Genomic DNA, 16,883 nt, shown 5'->3' with positions numbered 1-16,883 from the left:
ATGATCACCTCCCTCCTCATCGCCAATCGTGGCGAGATCGCCTGCCGGGTGATCCGTACGGCGAAGCGGCTCGGCATCCGCACCGTCGCCGTGTTCTCCGATGCCGATTGCGATGCCATGCATGTCGCCATGGCCGACGAGGCTGTGCGGATCGGCTCCGCGGCAGTGGCCGACAGCTATCTGCGCGGCGACCGGATCATCGAAGCCGCCCGCCGCATTGGCGCCAAGGCCATTCACCCGGGCTATGGCTTTCTGTCCGAGAACCCGGATTTCGTCGATGCCGTCACGGCGGCGGGGCTGATCTTCGTCGGCCCGTCGGCTTCCGCCATTCGGGCGATGGGCCTGAAGGATGCCGCCAAGCGGCTGATGAATGAGGCCGGCGTGCCGGTGGTGCCGGGCTATCACGGCGACGGACAGGACCCGGACTTCCTCGCCAGCGAGGCCGACCAGATCGGCTATCCGGTGCTGATCAAGGCGCGGGCCGGCGGCGGCGGCAAGGGCATGCGCCGGGTCGAGGATCCCGGAGAGTTCCGCGCCGCGCTGGACGGCGCAAGGCGGGAAGGGCAGGCGTCCTTCGGCGATCCCCACTGCCTGATCGAGAAATATGTCGAGAAGCCCCGGCATATCGAGATCCAAGTCTTCGGCGACAGTCATGGCAACGCCGTGCATCTGTTCGAGCGCGACTGTTCACTGCAGCGGCGCCACCAGAAGGTGATCGAGGAAGCGCCGGCGCCCGGCATGCCGGCCGAGATGCGCGCGGCCATGGGCGAAGCGGCGGTCACCGCGGCCAAGGCCATCGGCTATGCCGGCGCAGGCACGATCGAGTTCATCGTCGACGCCTCCGACGGGCTGCGGCCGGACCGGTTCTGGTTCATGGAGATGAACACCCGCCTGCAGGTGGAGCATCCGGTCACCGAGGCGGTCACCGGGCTGGATCTGGTCGAGCTGCAATTGCGCGTCGCCTCCGGCGAGCCACTGCCCTTCGCCCAGTCTGATCTGGCGATCGACGGCCACGCTTTCGAGGCGCGGATCTATGCCGAGGATGCGGCGCGCGGCTTCCTGCCCGCGACCGGCACGCTGACCCATCTGCGGTTTCCGGCGACAGGCGCCCGCATCGACACCGGGGTGCGGGAAGGCGACCGGATCACCCCGCATTACGATCCGATGATCGCCAAGCTGATCGTCCACGGACCCGACCGGGCCAGTGCCCTGGGGCTGTTGCGCGCCGCACTGGCCGAAACCCGCATTGCCGGATCGGTGACCAACGTCGCCTTCCTGTCGCGGCTGGCAAGCCATGCGGATTTCGCCGCCGGCGACGTCGATACCGGCCTGATCGGACGCGACCAGGAGGCGCTGACCGCGCCCGAAGCCCGCTCCGCCGAAGCTGCGGCGATCGCCGCCTTGGCGCAGCTGGGCCATGTCCCGGCAGCCGGCGACGGGTCGGGCGATCAGGGCGCCGATCCCTGGACGAGGCTACGCGGGTTTCGCGCGTGGGGCGTTGCCCGGCAGGCCGCGCGCTTCGAGGGCGAGGGGAACACGCGTCACGACCTGATCGTCTCCGATCTCGGCAAGGGCCGCTTTTCGGTCGCAGCCGAGGGGGCGACATTGGAACTGGCGCTGGCCGAGGTCCCAGGCGGCGGCAACACGATCCGCGTCGAGACCGAGGGCCGCGTCTTCGGCGCCGCAATTGCCGGTGAGGCGGACGCATTGACCGTCTTCCTCGACGGGGCGGCGCATCGCTTCGCCGATTACAGCGCCATGGCCCATGCCGACGAGGGCGGCGGGGGCGACCGCGTCGCCGCGCCGATGCCGGGTCTGGTCAAACTGGTCGCGGTGAAGGCCGGGGCCACGGTGACGAAAGGCGAGGCGCTGATCGTGCTCGAGGCGATGAAGATGGAGCACACGCTGAAGAGCCCGCGCGACGGCACGGTCGCCGAGCTGCTGGTGGACGAGGGCGATCAGGTCGAGGATGGCGCGCTGCTTCTGGTGCTGGAGCCCGAGGCCGGATGACCCTCACCCTCCACCATTGCCACGAGGCGCGCTCGATGCGCTCGCTCTGGCTGATCCACGAACTGGGGCTGGACGTGGACGTGATCGTCCATCCCTTTGGCCGGGAACTGCGCGATCCCGCCTACCTTGCGGTGCATCCGCTCGGCCGGGTGCCGGCGCTGGTTGACGGGCCGGTGACTTTGTTCGAAAGCGGCGCCATCGCCGAATATCTCTGCGAGACCTATGGGCGCGACTCCGGCCTCTGGCGGGCCCCCGGCACGCCGGAGCGGGCCGAATGGCTGCAATGGCTGCATTATGCCGAGACGGTCTCGGTGCATGTGGCCAGCCTCACCCAGCAGATCCTCGTCATTACCGATCCGGCGCTGCAATCGGCGACCCTCGTCAAGCTGGAGACGCGGCGTCTGGAAAAGGCACTCGGCGTCGTCGAGGACCGGCTGGATGGTCGCGATCATCTGCTGGCCTCCGGCTTCTCGGCGGTGGATGTCGGGGTCGGCTACAGCATCCACATCGCGCGGCTGTTCACCGACCTTGCCGCGTTTCCGCGTATTGCGGCCTACTACGCGTGTCTGGCCGAGCGGCCGGCCTTCCGTGCCGCGTTGCCGGCCCCGGATGCGGCCCATCGCATCTATACGCGCGAACGCTATTTCGAGCCGTCATGACCGCGTCCGCCATCACCCTCTTCGAGATGAGTCCGCGCGACGGGCTGCAGAACGAAAAGTGCCTGATCGCCACGGACGACAAGATCCGGCTGGTCGATCTCCTGTCCACCTGCGGCTTCGCCAAGATCGAGGTGACCAGCTTCGTCTCGCCGAAATGGGTGCCGCAACTGGCCGATGCGGCCGAGGTACTGGCCGGCATCGTCCGCCGGCCGGGCATTGCCTATACGGCGCTCACTCCCAACCTGCGCGGCTTCGAGGCGGCGCGCGCGGCGAAAGCCGATGAAGTGGCGATCTTCGGTGCTGCTTCGGAGAGTTTCAGCCGGAAGAACATCAATTGCTCGATCGCCGAGAGCCTCGAGCGGTTCCGCCCGGTGGCCGAGGCCGCGAAGACCGCGGGGGTGCCGGTACGCGGCTATGTTTCCTGCGTCACCGACTGCCCCTATGAGGGGCCGGTCGCGCCCGGCGCGGTGGCCGCCGTCACCGAGGCGCTCCTCGCCATGGGCTGCTACGAGGTCTCGCTGGGCGACACGATCGGTCGCGGCACGCCCGAGACCATCCCCGCGATGCTGACGGCGGTGCTGGACGTCGCGCCGGCCGCGCGGCTCGCCGGCCATTACCACGACACCACCAACCGCGCGCTCGACAACATCGCCGCCAGCCTGGAATTCGGCCTGAGGACCTTCGATGCCGCCGTCGGCGGGCTGGGCGGCTGTCCCTATGCACCCGGCGCCAAGGGCAATGTCGACACGCTGAAGGTCGATGCGCTGCTGCGGCAGCGCGGCTTCGAAACGGGGCTGGACCCCGCCGCGCTGGCAGAGGCTGCCGCCTTCGCGCGCACGCTGCGGCCGGCCGAGCCCGCTGGCGCCTGATCGCATGACGGCCGCAGGGCCGGGGAGACACCATGACCGACACGATCCGCATCGACACCGACGAGAGGGGCGTCGCGACGCTCACCCTGACGCGGGCCGAGCGCCACAACGCCATGGATGCGGCGATGATCGGCGAATTGCACGAGGCGGCGCGCCAGCTTGGCGGCGATCCGGCGGTGCGGGTGGTCGTCCTGACCGGCGAAGGGCGCAGCTTTTCGGCCGGCGCCGATCTCAACTGGATGAAGGCCCAGTTCGCTGCCACCCGCGCGGACCGCATCGCCGAGGCGATGAAACTCGCCGGCATGCTCAGGGCGCTGAACGAATTGCCCAAACCCCTGATCGGCCGGATCAATGGCCAGGCCTTCGGCGGCGGTCTCGGGCTGATCTCGGTCTGCGACGTCGCCATCGCCAGCGACGCGGCGCGCTTTGCCTTCACCGAGACGAAGCTCGGCCTGATCCCGGCGACCATCTCGCCCTACGTCCTGGCCCGCATGGGCGAGGGGCGGGCCCGCCGGGTCTTCACGTCGGCCCGGCTATTCGGCGCGGCCGAGGCTGTCGATCTCGGGCTTCTGGCAAAGGCGGTTCCGGCGAACGAGCTGGATGCGGCGATCGCGGCGGAAGTGACACCCTATCTCGCCTGTTCGCCCGCCGCGGTGGCGGCGTCCAAGAACCTGGCCCGGTCGCTCGGTCCCGTCATCGACGATGCGACGCTGGAGGAGACCGCCCGGCGGCTCGCCGACACCTGGGAGACGGCCGATGCCCGCGAGGGCGTCGGCGCCTTCTTCGACAAGCGGCCTGCCGCCTTCGCCGGCTGACGCAGTCCGGGCTGCGACCGCCTCGGGGCGCGGCCGCAGGTTGATCGGTTTATTCGCCCGCCAGGCAGCTCCGCAGCGAGCCCGCCAGATCGCCGAGCAAGGTGAAATACAGCTCCGGCCCCTCGGGGATGCTAGCGCCTTCCGGGTCGAGCACCCCGGAACGCGCCGCCGATCCCTCGATCGCCACATCGACGAGCTGCGGCTCGAACTGGGGTTCGGCGAAGACGCAGGCAGCGCGGCTGTCGCGAACCTTCGCCTGGATCTCGGCGATCCGCAGGGCGCCCGGAAGCCGGTCGGGACTGACGGTGATCGAGCCTGCCGCCTTCACGTCGAAGCGATGCTCGAAATACTGGTAGGCGTCGTGGAAGACGATGAAGGGCGTGCCGCGGACCTCGGCGAGTTGCCCGTCGATCTCGGCGATCAGCCCCGCCAGTCGGGCGTCCAGCTCTTTGGCGTTGTCCTGATATCTGGCGGCGTTTTCGGGATCGGCATCCGACAGGACGCTGGCGATATGCGCGGTCATGGCGCGGGCATTCAACGGGTCGAGCCAGACATGCATGTCCACCTCGCCATGATCGTGGCCATGCGCTTCCCTGGCGTGCTCCCCGTCCTTGTGGTCGCCGTCGGCCTGCGCATGGTCTTCATGGCCGGTCTCGCCATGCTCGCGGCCCTCATGCCCGGCCTTGTCGTGACCGTCTTCCTCGTCCTTATGCTCCTCGAACGGACCACCCTCGCGGAAGGGCAGTGTTTCCAGGCCCGGCGTGTCGACCAGCTCGACGCTGGTGGCGTCGCCTGCCATCGTCTCGATCGGCTTGACGAGGAATGTCTCCAGCGCATCGCCGACCCAGAAGACGATGTCGGCGTCCTGCAGGGCGGCGGCATCCGACGGCTTCATGGCGTAGGTATGCGGAGACGCCGAACCCGCGACCAGCAGCGCCGGCTCGCCGACGCCCGCCATGACCGAAGAGACGAGCGAATGGACCGGCTTGATCGACGCGATGACCTTGGGCGCCTCGGCCTGGGCCGGGGCGAAGGATGCCAGCGACGTGGCGCTGGCGAGAAGCAGGAGGCGGAGCATGCGCATGGTGGGAACCTTCCGGTGTCGAGGTGAAGCGATATGTTATGTCATAACGTCCAGCTTGCGTAATGCTATAACGTCTGCCATATCGCTCGACAAGTCCTCATTTGCAGGTATCGCATGCGCCACCAGCCTCCGACGGAACCGAACGCCCTGGTCGAAATGCGGGGGGTCGGCGTGCGCCGGTCCGGCCGCTGGCTGGTGCGCGGCATCGACCTGACCTTGCGGCGCGGCGAGATCGTCACGCTGATCGGGCCGAACGGCTCCGGCAAGTCGACGACCGCCCGCAGCGCCATCGGCGTGCTGGCCCCGGACGAGGGCACGGTGCGCCGCGCCGCGAAGCTGACCATCGGCTATGTCCCTCAGAAGCTGTCCATCGACTGGACCCTGCCGCTGAGCGTCGAACGGCTGATGACGCTGACCAATCCGGCGACGCGGTCCGCCGTCGAGGCGGCGCTGGCGCGTGTCGGTATCGGGCATCTGGCCCGCTCGGAAGTGCATCACCTGTCCGGCGGCGAGTTCCAGCGGGCGCTGCTGGCCCGCGCCATGCTGCGCAAGCCGGATCTCCTGGTCCTCGACGAACCGGTGCAGGGCGTCGACTTCTCCGGCGAGGTGGCGCTCTACGACCTGATCTCCGATATCCGGGACAGCGAGGGCTGCGGCATCCTGCTGGTCTCCCATGACCTGCACGTGGTGATGGCCAAGACCGACACGGTGGTCTGCCTCAACGGCCATGTCTGCTGCCAGGGCTCGCCCCAGTCGGTCGCGTCCTCGCCGGCCTATCAGCGGATGTTCGGACCGCGCGCCGCCGAGACGCTGGCGATCTACGCCCATCATCACGATCACGCCCATCTGCCCGACGGGCGCGTCCGCTTCGCCGATGGCACCATCGACGACGAGTGCACGCCCGTTGCCGGGCACCATGGCGCGCACGATCACCACGCCGGCCATGACCACCATCACCACCACGGCTCGCACGCGACGCCGGCTGAAGCCGAGAATGCGGGCACGATCCGCAAGGAGCCCGTCGATGCTCGATGATTTCTTCGTCCGTGCGGTTCTCGCCGGCATCGGCATCGCGCTGGTCGCCGGACCGCTCGGCTGCTTCGTCGTGTGGCGGCGCATGGCCTATTTCGGCGACACGATGGCCCATTCGGCGCTGCTCGGCGTCGCCCTGTCCACCGCCTTCGAGATCGACCTGATGCTCGGCGTCTTCGGCGTCGCCGCAATCGTCGCCGCCGCGCTGGTCCTCTTGCAGCGGCGCGGCGGGCTCTCCACCGACGCGCTGCTGGGCATCCTGTCCCATTCCACGCTCGCCCTCGGCCTGGTGCTGATCGCCTTCATGACCTGGGTGCGGATCGATTTGATGGGCTTCCTCTTCGGCGACATTCTCGCCGTCTCCCGCGTCGATCTCCTGGCGATCTATCTCGGTGGCGTGGTGATTCTCGTCGGCATGCTGTTTTTGTGGCGCCCGCTGCTGGCATCGACCGTCAGCGCCGAGCTCGCCGAGGCCGAGGGCCTGTCGCCCGAACGCACCCGCTTCCTGTTCATGCTGCTGATGGCGCTGGTCATCGCCATCGCCATGAAGATCGTCGGCATCCTGCTGATCACCTCGCTGCTGATCATTCCCGCCGCGACTGCCCGGCGCTTCGCCGCGACGCCGGAACTGATGGCGCTGCTGGCCGCCGGCGTCGGTGCGGCGGCGGCGGCGGGGGGGCTGTTCGGCTCGCTGCACTTCGATACGCCGTCGGGCCCGTCCATCGTTGTGGCCGCGCTCGCCCTGTTCCTTGTCAGCCTGCTGCCCTGGCCGCTGCGCGGCGCGGCGCGCGACCCGGCCGCGGAGGCATCGCGATGAGCGCCCGCCCGAATCTCACCCGCAACCAGAGCCTCGTCTTCGACACGCTCGACGGAGCGGACGAACCATTGAGCGCCTACACCATCCTCGATCGCCTGCGTGACGAGGGGTTTCGCGCGCCGCTGCAGGTCTATCGCGCCCTCGACAAGCTGATCGATTGCGGCCTGATCCACCGGATCGACAGCCGCAAGGCCTTCGTCGCCTGCACCCATCCGGGCGAACATCACGGCAGTGCCATGATCGCCTTCGGCATCTGCGAATCCTGCGCCCGGGTCTGGGAATTCTCCGATGACGTGATCTGCGAAAGGCTGCAGGGCTGGGCGGAATCGGAAGGGTTCCGGCCGGTGCGCACCTCGATCGAGATCAACGGCCGCTGCGCCGAATGCAGCCGGAACGAGGCCGGGATCTGAGCCGTCCGGCGCCGGATCGGGACGGCGCGATCGCCTTGCCGGCACCGCCGGCGGAAAATGCGAAATTTGCACGACAGAATGCGTGATCTGCGCTTGCAGGCGAAGGACACCGTCGCTATACACCGCGGCGCAGGTCACGGAGTGTAGCGCAGCCTGGTAGCGCACCTCGTTCGGGACGAGGGGGTCGCAGGTTCGAATCCTGCCACTCCGACCAGCATTTCTCCGAAGACGGTAGCCGTCTTCGTCGAGCGCACGATTTCCCGATCATTCTCTCAGACGTTCAGCCGCTGTTTTGCGGCGTTCGCAGCGCTGCTGGCGCAGGCGTTCCGCGCATCACCCCTCGATGGCCAAAGGCCACGCACTCGGACTCGGTCCTCTTTGAGCGCCTATACATCGTGAAAATCGCATGTATGAATGCGGTCAACGGGTTTGACGGGAGGATGCCATGATCACGCGACGCAATCTGATGGTTGGCGGGGCCGCGCTGGCCGGCGCGATCGCGGCCGGGGGCAGGGTCCGTGCGGCATCGCCGGCTGATCCGCTGGCGACACTCAGCGACGGTCATCTGGAACTGCCGGCGTCGTTTCTCCTATCCGGCCTGCCGGACGAGGATCGGCAAGAGCTCGGTCTTCCGGCGACGGGTGAGGGGGCGGTGCTGACGCCGCCCTGCAATCTGACCCTTTACCGCAGCGGCGAGCGTCTGGTCCTGTTCGATGCCGGCTCCGGGCCGAACTTCATGCCCAGCGCCGGCCGTCTGCCGGACAGTCTCGATGCGGCGGGCATCGATCCCGGCGCGATCACCGACGTCATCTTCACCCACGCCCATCCCGATCACATCTGGGGCGTCCTCGACGATTTCGACGAGATCGCCTTTCCCGAGGCGGCCTTTCACATCTGCCGCATCGAATGGGATTTCTGGCGTTCCGAGGCGGCACTGACCGGTCTGCCGGAGGAGCGGCAGAACTTCGTCGTCGGGGCGCGCAGCCGCTTCGATGCCATTGAAGAGAGAACCACGCTGTTCGACGCCGGCTCCGAGCCGGTGACGGGCGTCGAGGCCATGGCAGCCTTCGGACACACGCCGGGCCATTGCGCCTTCGTGCTGCACGGCCTCGATGCGCCGGCGATGGTGGTGGGCGACGCCATCTCCAACGACCCGGTCTCCTTCGCACGGCCGGATCTGCCTTGGGGGGCCGATCAGGATGCCGAAATGGGCGCGGCGACGCGCCGCCGACTGCTCGACCGCCTGGCGGCCGACAGGCTGCGCTTCGTCGGCTTCCACCTGCCGCAGGGCGGGTTGGGCCGTGTCGAGACGGACGGAACGGCCTATCGCTTCGTGCCGGGCGCCTGAGCTATTCGGCCGGCCGCCGTTCGATGCCGCGGAAGGCGTGGCGGATCGAGCCTTCGAGAATATAGGCGAGGCCCAGCCGCGCGCCGATGGCGATCGAGATCAGCACGATCGGGGCCGAGATGGTGAGCAGCGAGGCGGCCGAGATGCCCTGGCCGATCGTGCAGCCCAGCGAGAATACCCCGCCGACCCCCATCAGCATGGCGCCGAGGAGGTGCCGCGACAGTTCGCGGGCGTCGTCGCAGGCCTCCCAGCGCACGTCGCCGCGACGCCAGGCGGCAAGCGCGGCGCCGACGACCACGCCGAGAACCAGCCCGACGCCGTAATCGGGCAGGGCGCCGGTATAGGCCACAATCTGGAGAAGCAGGTCGCCGGGCGGCACCACGAAGGAGGCGCTCTCGACCTGCACCGGCACGAAGGAGCGGCTGGCGACCCATGTCGTCGCCAGCCAGCCAAAGGTGACGGCCGCGCCGATGGCGGTGCCGGCGAGGATCTTGCCGCGGTCGCTGCGGAAGCTGGCGGAGCGGAAGACCCAGGTGCCGAGCGCCACAACGACGGCGAGGGTCATCAGCCATCGCAGGTCGCGGCCGGCAAGTGCACTCGCGACCGCGCCGAGGGTCTGGTCGGGCGCCCCGAGCCGAGTCAGATCATAGGCCTGCGAATCAACGAGGGCGACGCGGCCGAGCGCCAGGATGCCGCGCTGGGCGGCAAGCGCCGACAAGCCGAGAACGAGAATGACCACCAGCCCGCGCAACGAGCCGCCGCCCAGCCGCACCAGCGCCCCGAAGCCGCAAGTGCCGACCAGCGCCATGCCGACACCGAAGGCAAGCCCGCCGAGGATAGCCCCGGTCCAGCCGAAGGCGGGGGTGAGATAGAAGCTCTGCTCCGGGGCGAACTGGCCGGCGAGAACGAGCAGCTGGGTGAGTACGATCGCCACGAGAATGGCGAGGCCCCAGGCGCGCAGGCCGTTGTCGTCGCCGGCGTACCAGCGTCGCTCCAGCGCGGAGAGGGTGCAGAAATGTTGTCTGCGGGCGACATAGCCCATCGCCGTGCCGGCGAGCAGTCCCGCCAGCGGCAGCGCAAGGCCGCTTTCCACCAGCATGTCGGTGCCTCCCGAGCGCCCAACGGGCGCGTCCACCTGCGAGCCTATGCCTGGCCCGCAGCGCTTACAAGCCGATCGCCGTCGCCCGCGGCCGGACGATGCATCCGCCGAAGACGCTCAGCGCGGCGCGTCCGGCGTGCCCCTGACGGGCGCGCAGAACAGTTCGTACAGCGTCCCGATCAGCGACGTGACCTCCTCGCTGGCGAGGCTGTAATAGACCGTGCGCCCCTCGCGCCGCGTCTTGACCAGCCGGTCGAAGCGCAGCCGGGCGAGCTGCTGCGACACCGCCGCCTGGGGCATCGACAGGATCGACTCGATGTCGCCGACGGAGCGCTCCTTCTCCGACAACAGGCACAGGATGACGAGCCGCGTTTCGTGCGACATCGCCTTCAGAAGATCGCTCGCCTTGCGGGCCTGGGCGAAGAACGCCTCGGTCTCTTCCGGAGAGGTCGAGGGATCGAATTTGGGAACGGCCCAGTTGGTCAGATTGCTCAAGTCACTCGCTCGGTCGGGTCGGTGCGCGCGAAGCCGCGGTCCTGGCCGGCAGGTCGGCCAGCATGTCGTCGAGAAGGCCCCAGAAGAAGTCTTCCCCAGGATAGCCGCGCAGCCGCGCGATCTCGCGGTCATTGTCGACCAGAATGAAGGTCGGTGTCACCCGCTCCGGCGCAATATGCTGCAGATCGTCCGGCCACGGCTCGCTGACGTCGACCCGGCGCAGCGGGGCGGTGCGTCCGGCCTCGGTCTTCGGATAGGCCGGCGCGATCTCGGCGTCGAAACGCGCGCACCAGATGCAGCCGGGCCGTTCCAGCATGAGGAGTTCGGCGGCAAGGGACGGGCTTGCGGTCACACCCAGCAGCGTCCATGCGAAGACCGCGGCCACGATCGACCGTCCGACTCGCCTGACGGGGCGGCGCGGGCGCCCGGTCGGTGGAATTGCTATTGATGATAACATATGCATTCTTCTATCTAATGGCCGGATCCCGCCGGAGCAAGCCGGCGACCGTTGCTGGCCTCAGATAAGTTCGCAATCGGAAACGTCCAAATGCTCGATGTCGGCTATGGCGCCGCACTGCTGGCGGGGCTTCTCAGCTTCGTCTCGCCTTGCGTGTTGCCGATCGTTCCGCCCTATCTCGCCTATCTGGCCGGGCTGAGCTTCGACCAGGTTCGCGAACGCGGCACCGAACCGGCCGTGGCACGGCAGATCATGCTGGCCTCGCTGGCTTTCGTGGCCGGCTTCACCACGGTCTTCGTCGCGCTCGGCGCCACGGCGAGCTTGGTCGGGCAGGTGATCGCCCAGTGGTTCGATGTCCTGTCGGTCGTCGCCGGCATCATCATCATCATCATGGGCCTGCACTTCCTCGGCGTCTTCCGGCTGTCGCTGCTCTACCGCGAGGCGCGGGTGAACGTCGCCCAGAAGCCCGCCGGGCCGCTCGGCGCCTATGTCATCGGTCTGGCCTTCGCCTTCGGCTGGACGCCTTGCGTCGGGCCGGTGCTGGCGGCGATCCTGTTCGTCGCCGGGTCGCAGGACACCGCCCTGCGCGGCGCCGGGCTGCTGGCCACCTATTCGATCGGGATCGGCGTGCCGTTCCTGCTGGCCGCCGCCTTCGCCACGAGGTTCCTGGCCTTCGCGGCACGGATACGCCGGCACATGGCCACCGTCGAGAAGATCATGGGCGGCGCGCTGGTGGTCACCGGCATTCTGTTCGTCACCGGACAGATGGCCACCATCTCCTACTGGTTGCTAGGGACCTTTCCGGTCTTCGCGACGATCGGCTAGAAGGAAGCCGGCCGCTCCGTGGGCGGCGGGCACTTGCAGGGCGGACGGGGCCTCCAGTCGGTCGCGTCAGGGATGATCGCACGTCGAGGAGGACGATATGGCACGGATCTTCATGCTGTCGCTGGTGGCGTTTCTGGCCGCCACGACGCTGTCTCAGGCCGCCGAGATCGGCGACGATGGCCTGCACAAGCAGCCCTGGTTCTCGCTGTCGTTCCGCGACGTGGCCGAGGACATCGAAACCGCCCGCGAGGAGGGCAAGCGCCTCGCCATCGTCTTCGAGCAGCGCGGCTGCATCTACTGCCGCAAGATGCACGAGGAGGTCCTCTCCGATCCGCAGGTGCGCGACTACATCACGGCGAATTTCAACGTGGTGCAGTACAACATGTTCGGCGACGAGGAGGTCACCGACCTGGACGGGTCGTCGCTGTCGGAGAAGACCGCGGCCCGCCGCTGGAGCGTGGTCTTCACCCCGACCATCCTGTTCATGCCGGAAATTGCTCCGGAGGACGGAACCGTGGGGGAGGCGGCTGTCGCGTCCATGCCTGGCGCCTTCGGCAAGTCGACGTTCCTGCATATGTTCCAGTGGGTTCGCGAGAAGGGCTACGAGGGCGACGAGCACTTCCAGAAATACCATGCGCGCAAGCTGGCGGCCGACGGCGGGGCGATGGAAACGACCGAATGACTTGCTGCAGTGCAGCAAGAATATTGCATCGCTACAATACATTCGAAAATAACAATACTTGAATTGATGTCGCCGTCCTGCTTTACTGGGTCGACAGGATCGAAGCAGATCGGCTACCCAAAGCCGACATTCGGGAGGAAGCCTTGTCCATGATGCGTTCGTTCGCGCTGAGCCTTGCATTGTCCGTGGCCGTGACGCCGCTGGCACTCGCTGCAGAAACCGCCCCGGCCGAGGTGTCCTTCGCGGACATGGCGGTGGCGGATTCGCTGACCGGTCAGCCGGGCGACCCGGTCGAGGGGCGCAAGGTCTTCGCCAATCGCGGTCTCGGCAACTGCCTTGCCTGCCACATGGTCCAGGACCTCGAGAGCGAGCTCTTCCACGGCAATGTCGGACCGGCGCTCGATGGCGTCGCCGAGCGCTGGGAACCGGGCCAGATCCGCGCGATCGTCGCGAACGCCAAGGAAGTCTTTGGCGAGCAGACGATCATGCCGGGCTTCTACACGCTGGATGTCGGCGTTGACGTGGCCGAGAAATTTCAGGGCAAGACGATCCTTTCGGCCCAGCAGGTCGAAGACGTCGTCGCTTATCTGGCGACGCTCAAGGGCGAATAGGAAGGACATTCGATGTACGTGACGAGACGCAAGCTTTTCGCCCTGTCCGCCGGAGCGGCCACGGCGGGCATGTTCGCCTTTGCGCCGGGCCGGGCCTTTGCCACGGTCGAGGCGACCGAGAAGGCGCTGGCGGATTTCACCGGCGGCAAGACGCCGGAGACCGGCAAGATCACCCTGACGGCGCCCGAGATCGCAGAGAACGGCAACACCGTGCCGATCTCCGTCGATGTCGAGAGCCCGATGACCGACGACAGCTACGTGGAATCGGTGACGATCTTCGCCGAGGGCAATCCCAATCCCGAGGTCGCGACCTTCCACTTCACGCCGATGAGCGGTGCTGCCGCCGCGACGACGCGCATCCGGCTGGCCAAGACGCAGAACGTCATCGCCGTCGCGAAGATGAGCGACGGCTCGACCTATTCGGATCGCAAGGAAGTCAAGGTGACGATCGGCGGCTGCGGCGGCTGACGCCGAGGCGACCGCTTCACCCACGAGGATCGATGCGTGACCCGGCCCGCAGCGGCGGATGTCACCCCAGGAGAACGAGACATGGCAACGCCGAAGCCGAGAGTGAAGGTTCCCAAGAGCGCCAGCGCCGGGGAAGTCATCACCATCAAGACCCTGATCAGCCACGAGATGGAATCCGGCCAGCGCAAGGACAAGGACGGCAATCCGATCCCGCGGCAGATCATCAACAAGTTCACCTGCGAGTTCAACGGAACCAAGGTGTTCGAATGCGATATCGAGCCGGCCGTGTCGGCCAATCCGTATTTCGAGTTCACCGCCAAGGTGCCCGAAAGCGGGACGTTCAAGTTCACCTGGGTGGACGACAACGGTGAGACCTACACCGACGAGCAGACCATCGAGGTCAAGTAGACGTCGGACGGGGGAGCGGTATCGGTCGGTCCGGCGCCGAGCCTCGAAATGGGAGGAAATTGCGTGAAGAAGACTGTTATCGCCCTGTTGAGTGTGTCCTGCCTGGGGAGTCTCGCGCTCGTTTCCGGTGCTCTCGCCGACCCGGTCGACGAGGGGCTGTCCATCGACGGCCAGGAGATGATCACCGTCGCCCCCGCGCCGAGCGAGCCTGAAGGACATCCCTTCGACGAAGTGCGCTCCGGCTGGCTCTACCGTGAGGCGGAGACGCGCCAGGTCGAGTCCGACAGCTTCGAGAATCCCGGCATGCTGAATGTCGAGCGGGGCGAGGAGATCTGGAACACGGTCGAGGGCGCCGCCGGCAAGTCCTGCGCGACTTGCCACGAGGACGCCTCCGAGAGCATGGCGGGCGTCGGCGCCAGCTATCCGAAGTGGGACGCGGCGAACAGCCGACCGATCAATGTCGAATTGCAGATCGATGCCTGCCGGACCGAACACATGCAGGCCGAGCCCTACAAGTTCGACGCCCAGGACCAGAAGGACCTGACCGCCTTCATCAAGCACCAGTCGCTGGGAACGCCCGTCGAGGTGGATCTGGCCGCCGGCGAGATGATGAGTTGGTGGGAGCGGGGCAAGGAGCGCTATTATCTGCGCACCGGCCAGCTCAACCTGTCCTGCGCCTCCTGCCACGAGGACAATAACGGTCGCTACATCCGCGCCGACCACCTCAGCCAGGGCAACACCAACGGCTTCCCGACCTACCGTCTGAAGCAGGCCAATCTCGTGTCGCTGCACAACCGTTTCCGCGGCTGCATCCGCGACACCCGGGCCGAGTTCCCGAAGGCCTTCTCCGACGAGCTGATGGCGCTCGAGGTCTATACGGCCTGGCGCGGTGGCGGCCTGTCGGTCGAGACGCCGGCCGTTCGCCAGTAGCCGGCCGCGGCGAGGGCGGCTGCGGCCGCCCCTCGCGCATCTGACAATTCGACACGGAATCAAGTCCGGACCGCCGATGCGATCCGGACCGGGGGTGAGCCATGTTCTCCAGACGTGAGTTTCTGACCGCGACCGTCGCGCTGGCGGCGCTCACCGGCTCCGGCCTGTCGGGGCGCTGGTCCCGCGCCGCTGCCCAGCAGGCGCTCAACGAGGATGCTCTCCTCGGCGCGCCCGATTTCGGCAATCTGACGCTGCTCCACGTCACCGACATCCATGCCCAGCTCAAGCCGGTCTTCTTCCGCGAGCCCGCCGTCAATATCGGCATCGGCGAGGTGGCCGGCCTGCCGCCCCATGTCAGCGGCGCGGACTTCCTGAAGCTCTACGACATCGCGCCGGGATCGCCGGACGCCTATGCGCTGACCTCGGAGGACTTCTCGGCGCTGGCCTCGCGCTACGGCCGGATGGGCGGTCTCGACCGGATCGCGACCATCGTCCGGCGGGCGCGGGCCGAGCGCGGCGACGACAACGTGCTGCTGCTCGACGGCGGCGACACCTGGCAGGGCAGCTACACGGCCAACAAGACCGCCGGCGCCGACATGATCACGGCGATGAACGTGATCGCGCCCGACGCCATGACCGGCCATTGGGAATTCACCTATGGCACCGAGCGGGTGGAGGAGGCGATCGCCGCGCTGCCGTTCCCCTTCCTCGGCTCCAATATCTTCGACCGCGAATGGGACGAACCGGCCTTCGAGGCGTGGAAGATGTTCGAACGCGGTGGCTCCAAGGTTGCGGTGATCGGCCAGGCCTTTCCCTATACGCCGATCGCCAATCCGTCCTGGCTGATCCCCGGATGGTCCTTCGGCATTCGCGACGAGCAGATCGCCGCCCATGTGGAAGCGGCGAGGGCGGCCGGGGCCGATCTCGTCGTGCTGCTGTCCCACAACGGCTTCGACGTCGACCGCAAGCTGGCTTCGCGGGTCGACGGCATCGACATCATCCTGACCGGCCACACCCACGACGCGCTGCCCGAGCCGGTCCAGGTCGGCAACACGTTGCTGATCGCCTCGGGCTCGAACGGCAAGTTCCTCAGCCGCCTCGATCTCGACATCGCCGATGGACGCCTCAAGGATTTCCGCTACCGGCTGATCCCGGTCTTCTCCGACGTGATCACCCCGGACGCGGAAATGGCCGCCGTCATTGACGAGGTCCGCGCGCCCTATACGGACGAGTTGCAGCGGGTCATCGGCCACACCGACGGGCTTCTGTATCGCCGCGGCAATTTCAACGGCACCTGGGACGACGTCATCTGCGACGCGCTGCTCGCCGAGCGCGATGCCGAGATCGCGCTGTCGCCGGGCTTCAGATGGGGAACGTCCGTCCCGGCCGGAAGCGACATCACCGTCGAGGATCTGCACACCGTCTGCGCCATGACCTATCCGGAGGTTTACCGCAACACGATGAGCGGCGAGACGCTGAAGGCGGTGCTGGAGGATGTCGCCGACAATCTCTTCAACGCCGATCCCTATTACCAGCAGGGCGGCGACATGGTCCGCGTCGGCGGTCTCGGCTACGGCATCGATCCGACGAAGGAGATCGGATCGCGAATCTCCGACATGACCATCCTCGCCACGCAGGAGCCGATCGAGGCCGGGCGCGACTATGTCGTGGCGGGCTGGGCGTCGGTGAACGAAGGCACCGAGGGACCGGCGATCTGGGATCTGGTGGAAAGCTATCTGAAGGGCCACCCCGAGATTTCGCCGAGCGAAAACCGCAGCGTGACCGTTCGGGGCTGACAGCCGCGCCTCGACAAGCGCCTTGCCGCATGATATATGCAAAATATCATATATTTATATGTCGGGAG

General features: G+C 67.4%; 19 protein-coding genes and 1 tRNA gene. 16 read left to right on the top strand and 4 right to left on the bottom strand.

The features are described 5' to 3' along the window. From SI859A1_RS10985 to SI859A1_RS10970, 4 genes are read left to right on the top strand one after another with little or no spacing between them, the layout of a single operon-like run. Positions 1–2,010 (top strand): acetyl-CoA carboxylase biotin carboxylase subunit, encoded by a 2,010-nt coding sequence (locus SI859A1_RS10985; protein ID WP_009209836.1) that lies wholly within the window; start codon positions 1–3, stop codon positions 2,008–2,010. After that, the gene (locus SI859A1_RS10980; RefSeq protein WP_009209835.1) at positions 2,007–2,669 is read left to right on the top strand and encodes a glutathione S-transferase family protein; all 663 of its coding nucleotides are present in this window, start codon (positions 2,007–2,009) and stop codon (positions 2,667–2,669) included. The genes SI859A1_RS10985 and SI859A1_RS10980 overlap by 4 nt, the downstream gene beginning before the upstream one ends. Further along, entirely contained in the window at positions 2,666–3,538 is an 873-nt protein-coding gene (locus tag SI859A1_RS10975; protein WP_009209834.1) for a hydroxymethylglutaryl-CoA lyase, read from the top strand. Before SI859A1_RS10980 ends, SI859A1_RS10975 begins: the two co-directional genes overlap by 4 nt. A 32-nt stretch (positions 3,539–3,570) precedes the next feature. Beyond that, a complete protein-coding gene (locus SI859A1_RS10970; RefSeq protein ID WP_009209833.1) occupies positions 3,571–4,353 on the top strand; it encodes a crotonase/enoyl-CoA hydratase family protein in 783 nt (260 codons plus the stop codon). Between the two features lie 49 nt (positions 4,354–4,402). On the opposite strand, the gene SI859A1_RS10965 is transcribed toward SI859A1_RS10970, so the two are convergent. Next, a complete protein-coding gene (locus tag SI859A1_RS10965; protein ID WP_009209832.1) occupies positions 4,403–5,437 on the bottom strand; it encodes a zinc ABC transporter substrate-binding protein in 1,035 nt (344 codons plus the stop codon). Positions 5,438–5,551: 114 nt separating this feature from the next. On the opposite strand from SI859A1_RS10965, the gene SI859A1_RS10960 reads away from it, so the two are divergent. From SI859A1_RS10960 to SI859A1_RS10940, 5 genes are all read left to right on the top strand, one after another. Next, on the top strand, positions 5,552–6,472 hold the full coding sequence (locus SI859A1_RS10960) for an ATP-binding cassette domain-containing protein (protein WP_009209831.1): 921 nt from the start codon (positions 5,552–5,554) through the stop codon (positions 6,470–6,472). Beyond that, positions 6,462–7,286 carry a metal ABC transporter permease gene (locus tag SI859A1_RS10955; RefSeq protein ID WP_009209830.1) on the top strand — a complete coding sequence of 275 codons (825 nt, stop codon included), beginning with the start codon at positions 6,462–6,464 and terminating at the stop codon, positions 7,284–7,286. Before SI859A1_RS10960 ends, SI859A1_RS10955 begins: the two co-directional genes overlap by 11 nt. Continuing rightward, a complete protein-coding gene (locus tag SI859A1_RS10950; RefSeq protein ID WP_009209829.1) occupies positions 7,283–7,696 on the top strand; it encodes a Fur family transcriptional regulator in 414 nt (137 codons plus the stop codon). The genes SI859A1_RS10955 and SI859A1_RS10950 overlap by 4 nt, the downstream gene beginning before the upstream one ends. A 137-nt stretch (positions 7,697–7,833) precedes the next feature. Continuing rightward, positions 7,834–7,910: transfer RNA gene (locus SI859A1_RS10945), tRNA-Pro, on the top strand. A 231-nt stretch (positions 7,911–8,141) separates the two neighbouring features. After that, positions 8,142–9,044 carry an MBL fold metallo-hydrolase gene (locus SI859A1_RS10940; RefSeq protein WP_009209828.1) on the top strand — a complete coding sequence of 301 codons (903 nt, stop codon included), beginning with the start codon at positions 8,142–8,144 and terminating at the stop codon, positions 9,042–9,044. Position 9,045: 1 nt separating this feature from the next. Here SI859A1_RS10940 and SI859A1_RS10935 read toward each other — a convergent pair whose 3' ends face one another. From SI859A1_RS10935 to SI859A1_RS10925, 3 genes are all read right to left on the bottom strand, one after another. Then, positions 9,046–10,179 (bottom strand): YeeE/YedE family protein, encoded by a 1,134-nt coding sequence (locus SI859A1_RS10935; protein WP_009209827.1) that lies wholly within the window; start codon positions 10,177–10,179, stop codon positions 9,046–9,048. Between the two features lie 81 nt (positions 10,180–10,260). Next, positions 10,261–10,638, bottom strand: a complete 378-nt coding sequence (locus tag SI859A1_RS10930) for an ArsR/SmtB family transcription factor (protein WP_040325697.1) — start codon at positions 10,636–10,638, stop codon at positions 10,261–10,263. A 1-nt stretch (position 10,639) separates the two neighbouring features. Next, on the bottom strand, positions 10,640–11,023 hold the full coding sequence (locus SI859A1_RS10925) for a thioredoxin domain-containing protein (RefSeq protein WP_040325696.1): 384 nt from the start codon (positions 11,021–11,023) through the stop codon (positions 10,640–10,642). A 162-nt stretch (positions 11,024–11,185) separates the two neighbouring features. Here SI859A1_RS10925 and SI859A1_RS10920 point away from each other — a divergent pair, with 162 nt between their 5' ends. The 7 genes from SI859A1_RS10920 to soxB all read left to right on the top strand — a co-directional run bounded on the left by SI859A1_RS10920 (position 11,186) and on the right by soxB (position 16,815). After that, entirely contained in the window at positions 11,186–11,920 is a 735-nt protein-coding gene (locus SI859A1_RS10920) for a cytochrome c biogenesis CcdA family protein (protein WP_009209824.1), read from the top strand. A 97-nt stretch (positions 11,921–12,017) separates the two neighbouring features. Then, complete coding sequence (locus tag SI859A1_RS10915) at positions 12,018–12,602, top strand: thioredoxin family protein (RefSeq protein WP_009209823.1); 585 nt, start codon at positions 12,018–12,020, stop codon at positions 12,600–12,602. 152 nt (positions 12,603–12,754) lie between these two features. Then, positions 12,755–13,213 carry a sulfur oxidation c-type cytochrome SoxX gene (gene soxX / locus SI859A1_RS10910; RefSeq protein ID WP_040326463.1) on the top strand — a complete coding sequence of 153 codons (459 nt, stop codon included), beginning with the start codon at positions 12,755–12,757 and terminating at the stop codon, positions 13,211–13,213. Positions 13,214–13,225: 12 nt separating this feature from the next. Next, positions 13,226–13,681 carry a thiosulfate oxidation carrier protein SoxY gene (gene soxY / locus SI859A1_RS10905; protein WP_009209821.1) on the top strand — a complete coding sequence of 152 codons (456 nt, stop codon included), beginning with the start codon at positions 13,226–13,228 and terminating at the stop codon, positions 13,679–13,681. An 81-nt stretch (positions 13,682–13,762) separates the two neighbouring features. Continuing rightward, on the top strand, positions 13,763–14,089 hold the full coding sequence (soxZ, locus tag SI859A1_RS10900) for a thiosulfate oxidation carrier complex protein SoxZ (RefSeq protein WP_009209820.1): 327 nt from the start codon (positions 13,763–13,765) through the stop codon (positions 14,087–14,089). Positions 14,090–14,137: 48 nt separating this feature from the next. After that, complete coding sequence (gene soxA / locus SI859A1_RS10895; RefSeq protein WP_009209819.1) at positions 14,138–15,019, top strand: sulfur oxidation c-type cytochrome SoxA; 882 nt, start codon at positions 14,138–14,140, stop codon at positions 15,017–15,019. Between the two features lie 101 nt (positions 15,020–15,120). Then, positions 15,121–16,815 (top strand): thiosulfohydrolase SoxB, encoded by a 1,695-nt coding sequence (soxB, locus tag SI859A1_RS10890; RefSeq protein ID WP_009209818.1) that lies wholly within the window; start codon positions 15,121–15,123, stop codon positions 16,813–16,815. Positions 16,816–16,883 lie beyond the last annotated feature (68 nt).

It is taken from the genome of Aurantimonas manganoxydans SI85-9A1 (genome assembly GCF_000153465.1).
GTDB lineage: Bacteria > Pseudomonadota > Alphaproteobacteria > Rhizobiales > Rhizobiaceae > Aurantimonas > Aurantimonas manganoxydans.
Note: the sequence above shows the minus strand (reverse complement) of the source record. Positions and strands in the feature narration are given on the sequence as shown.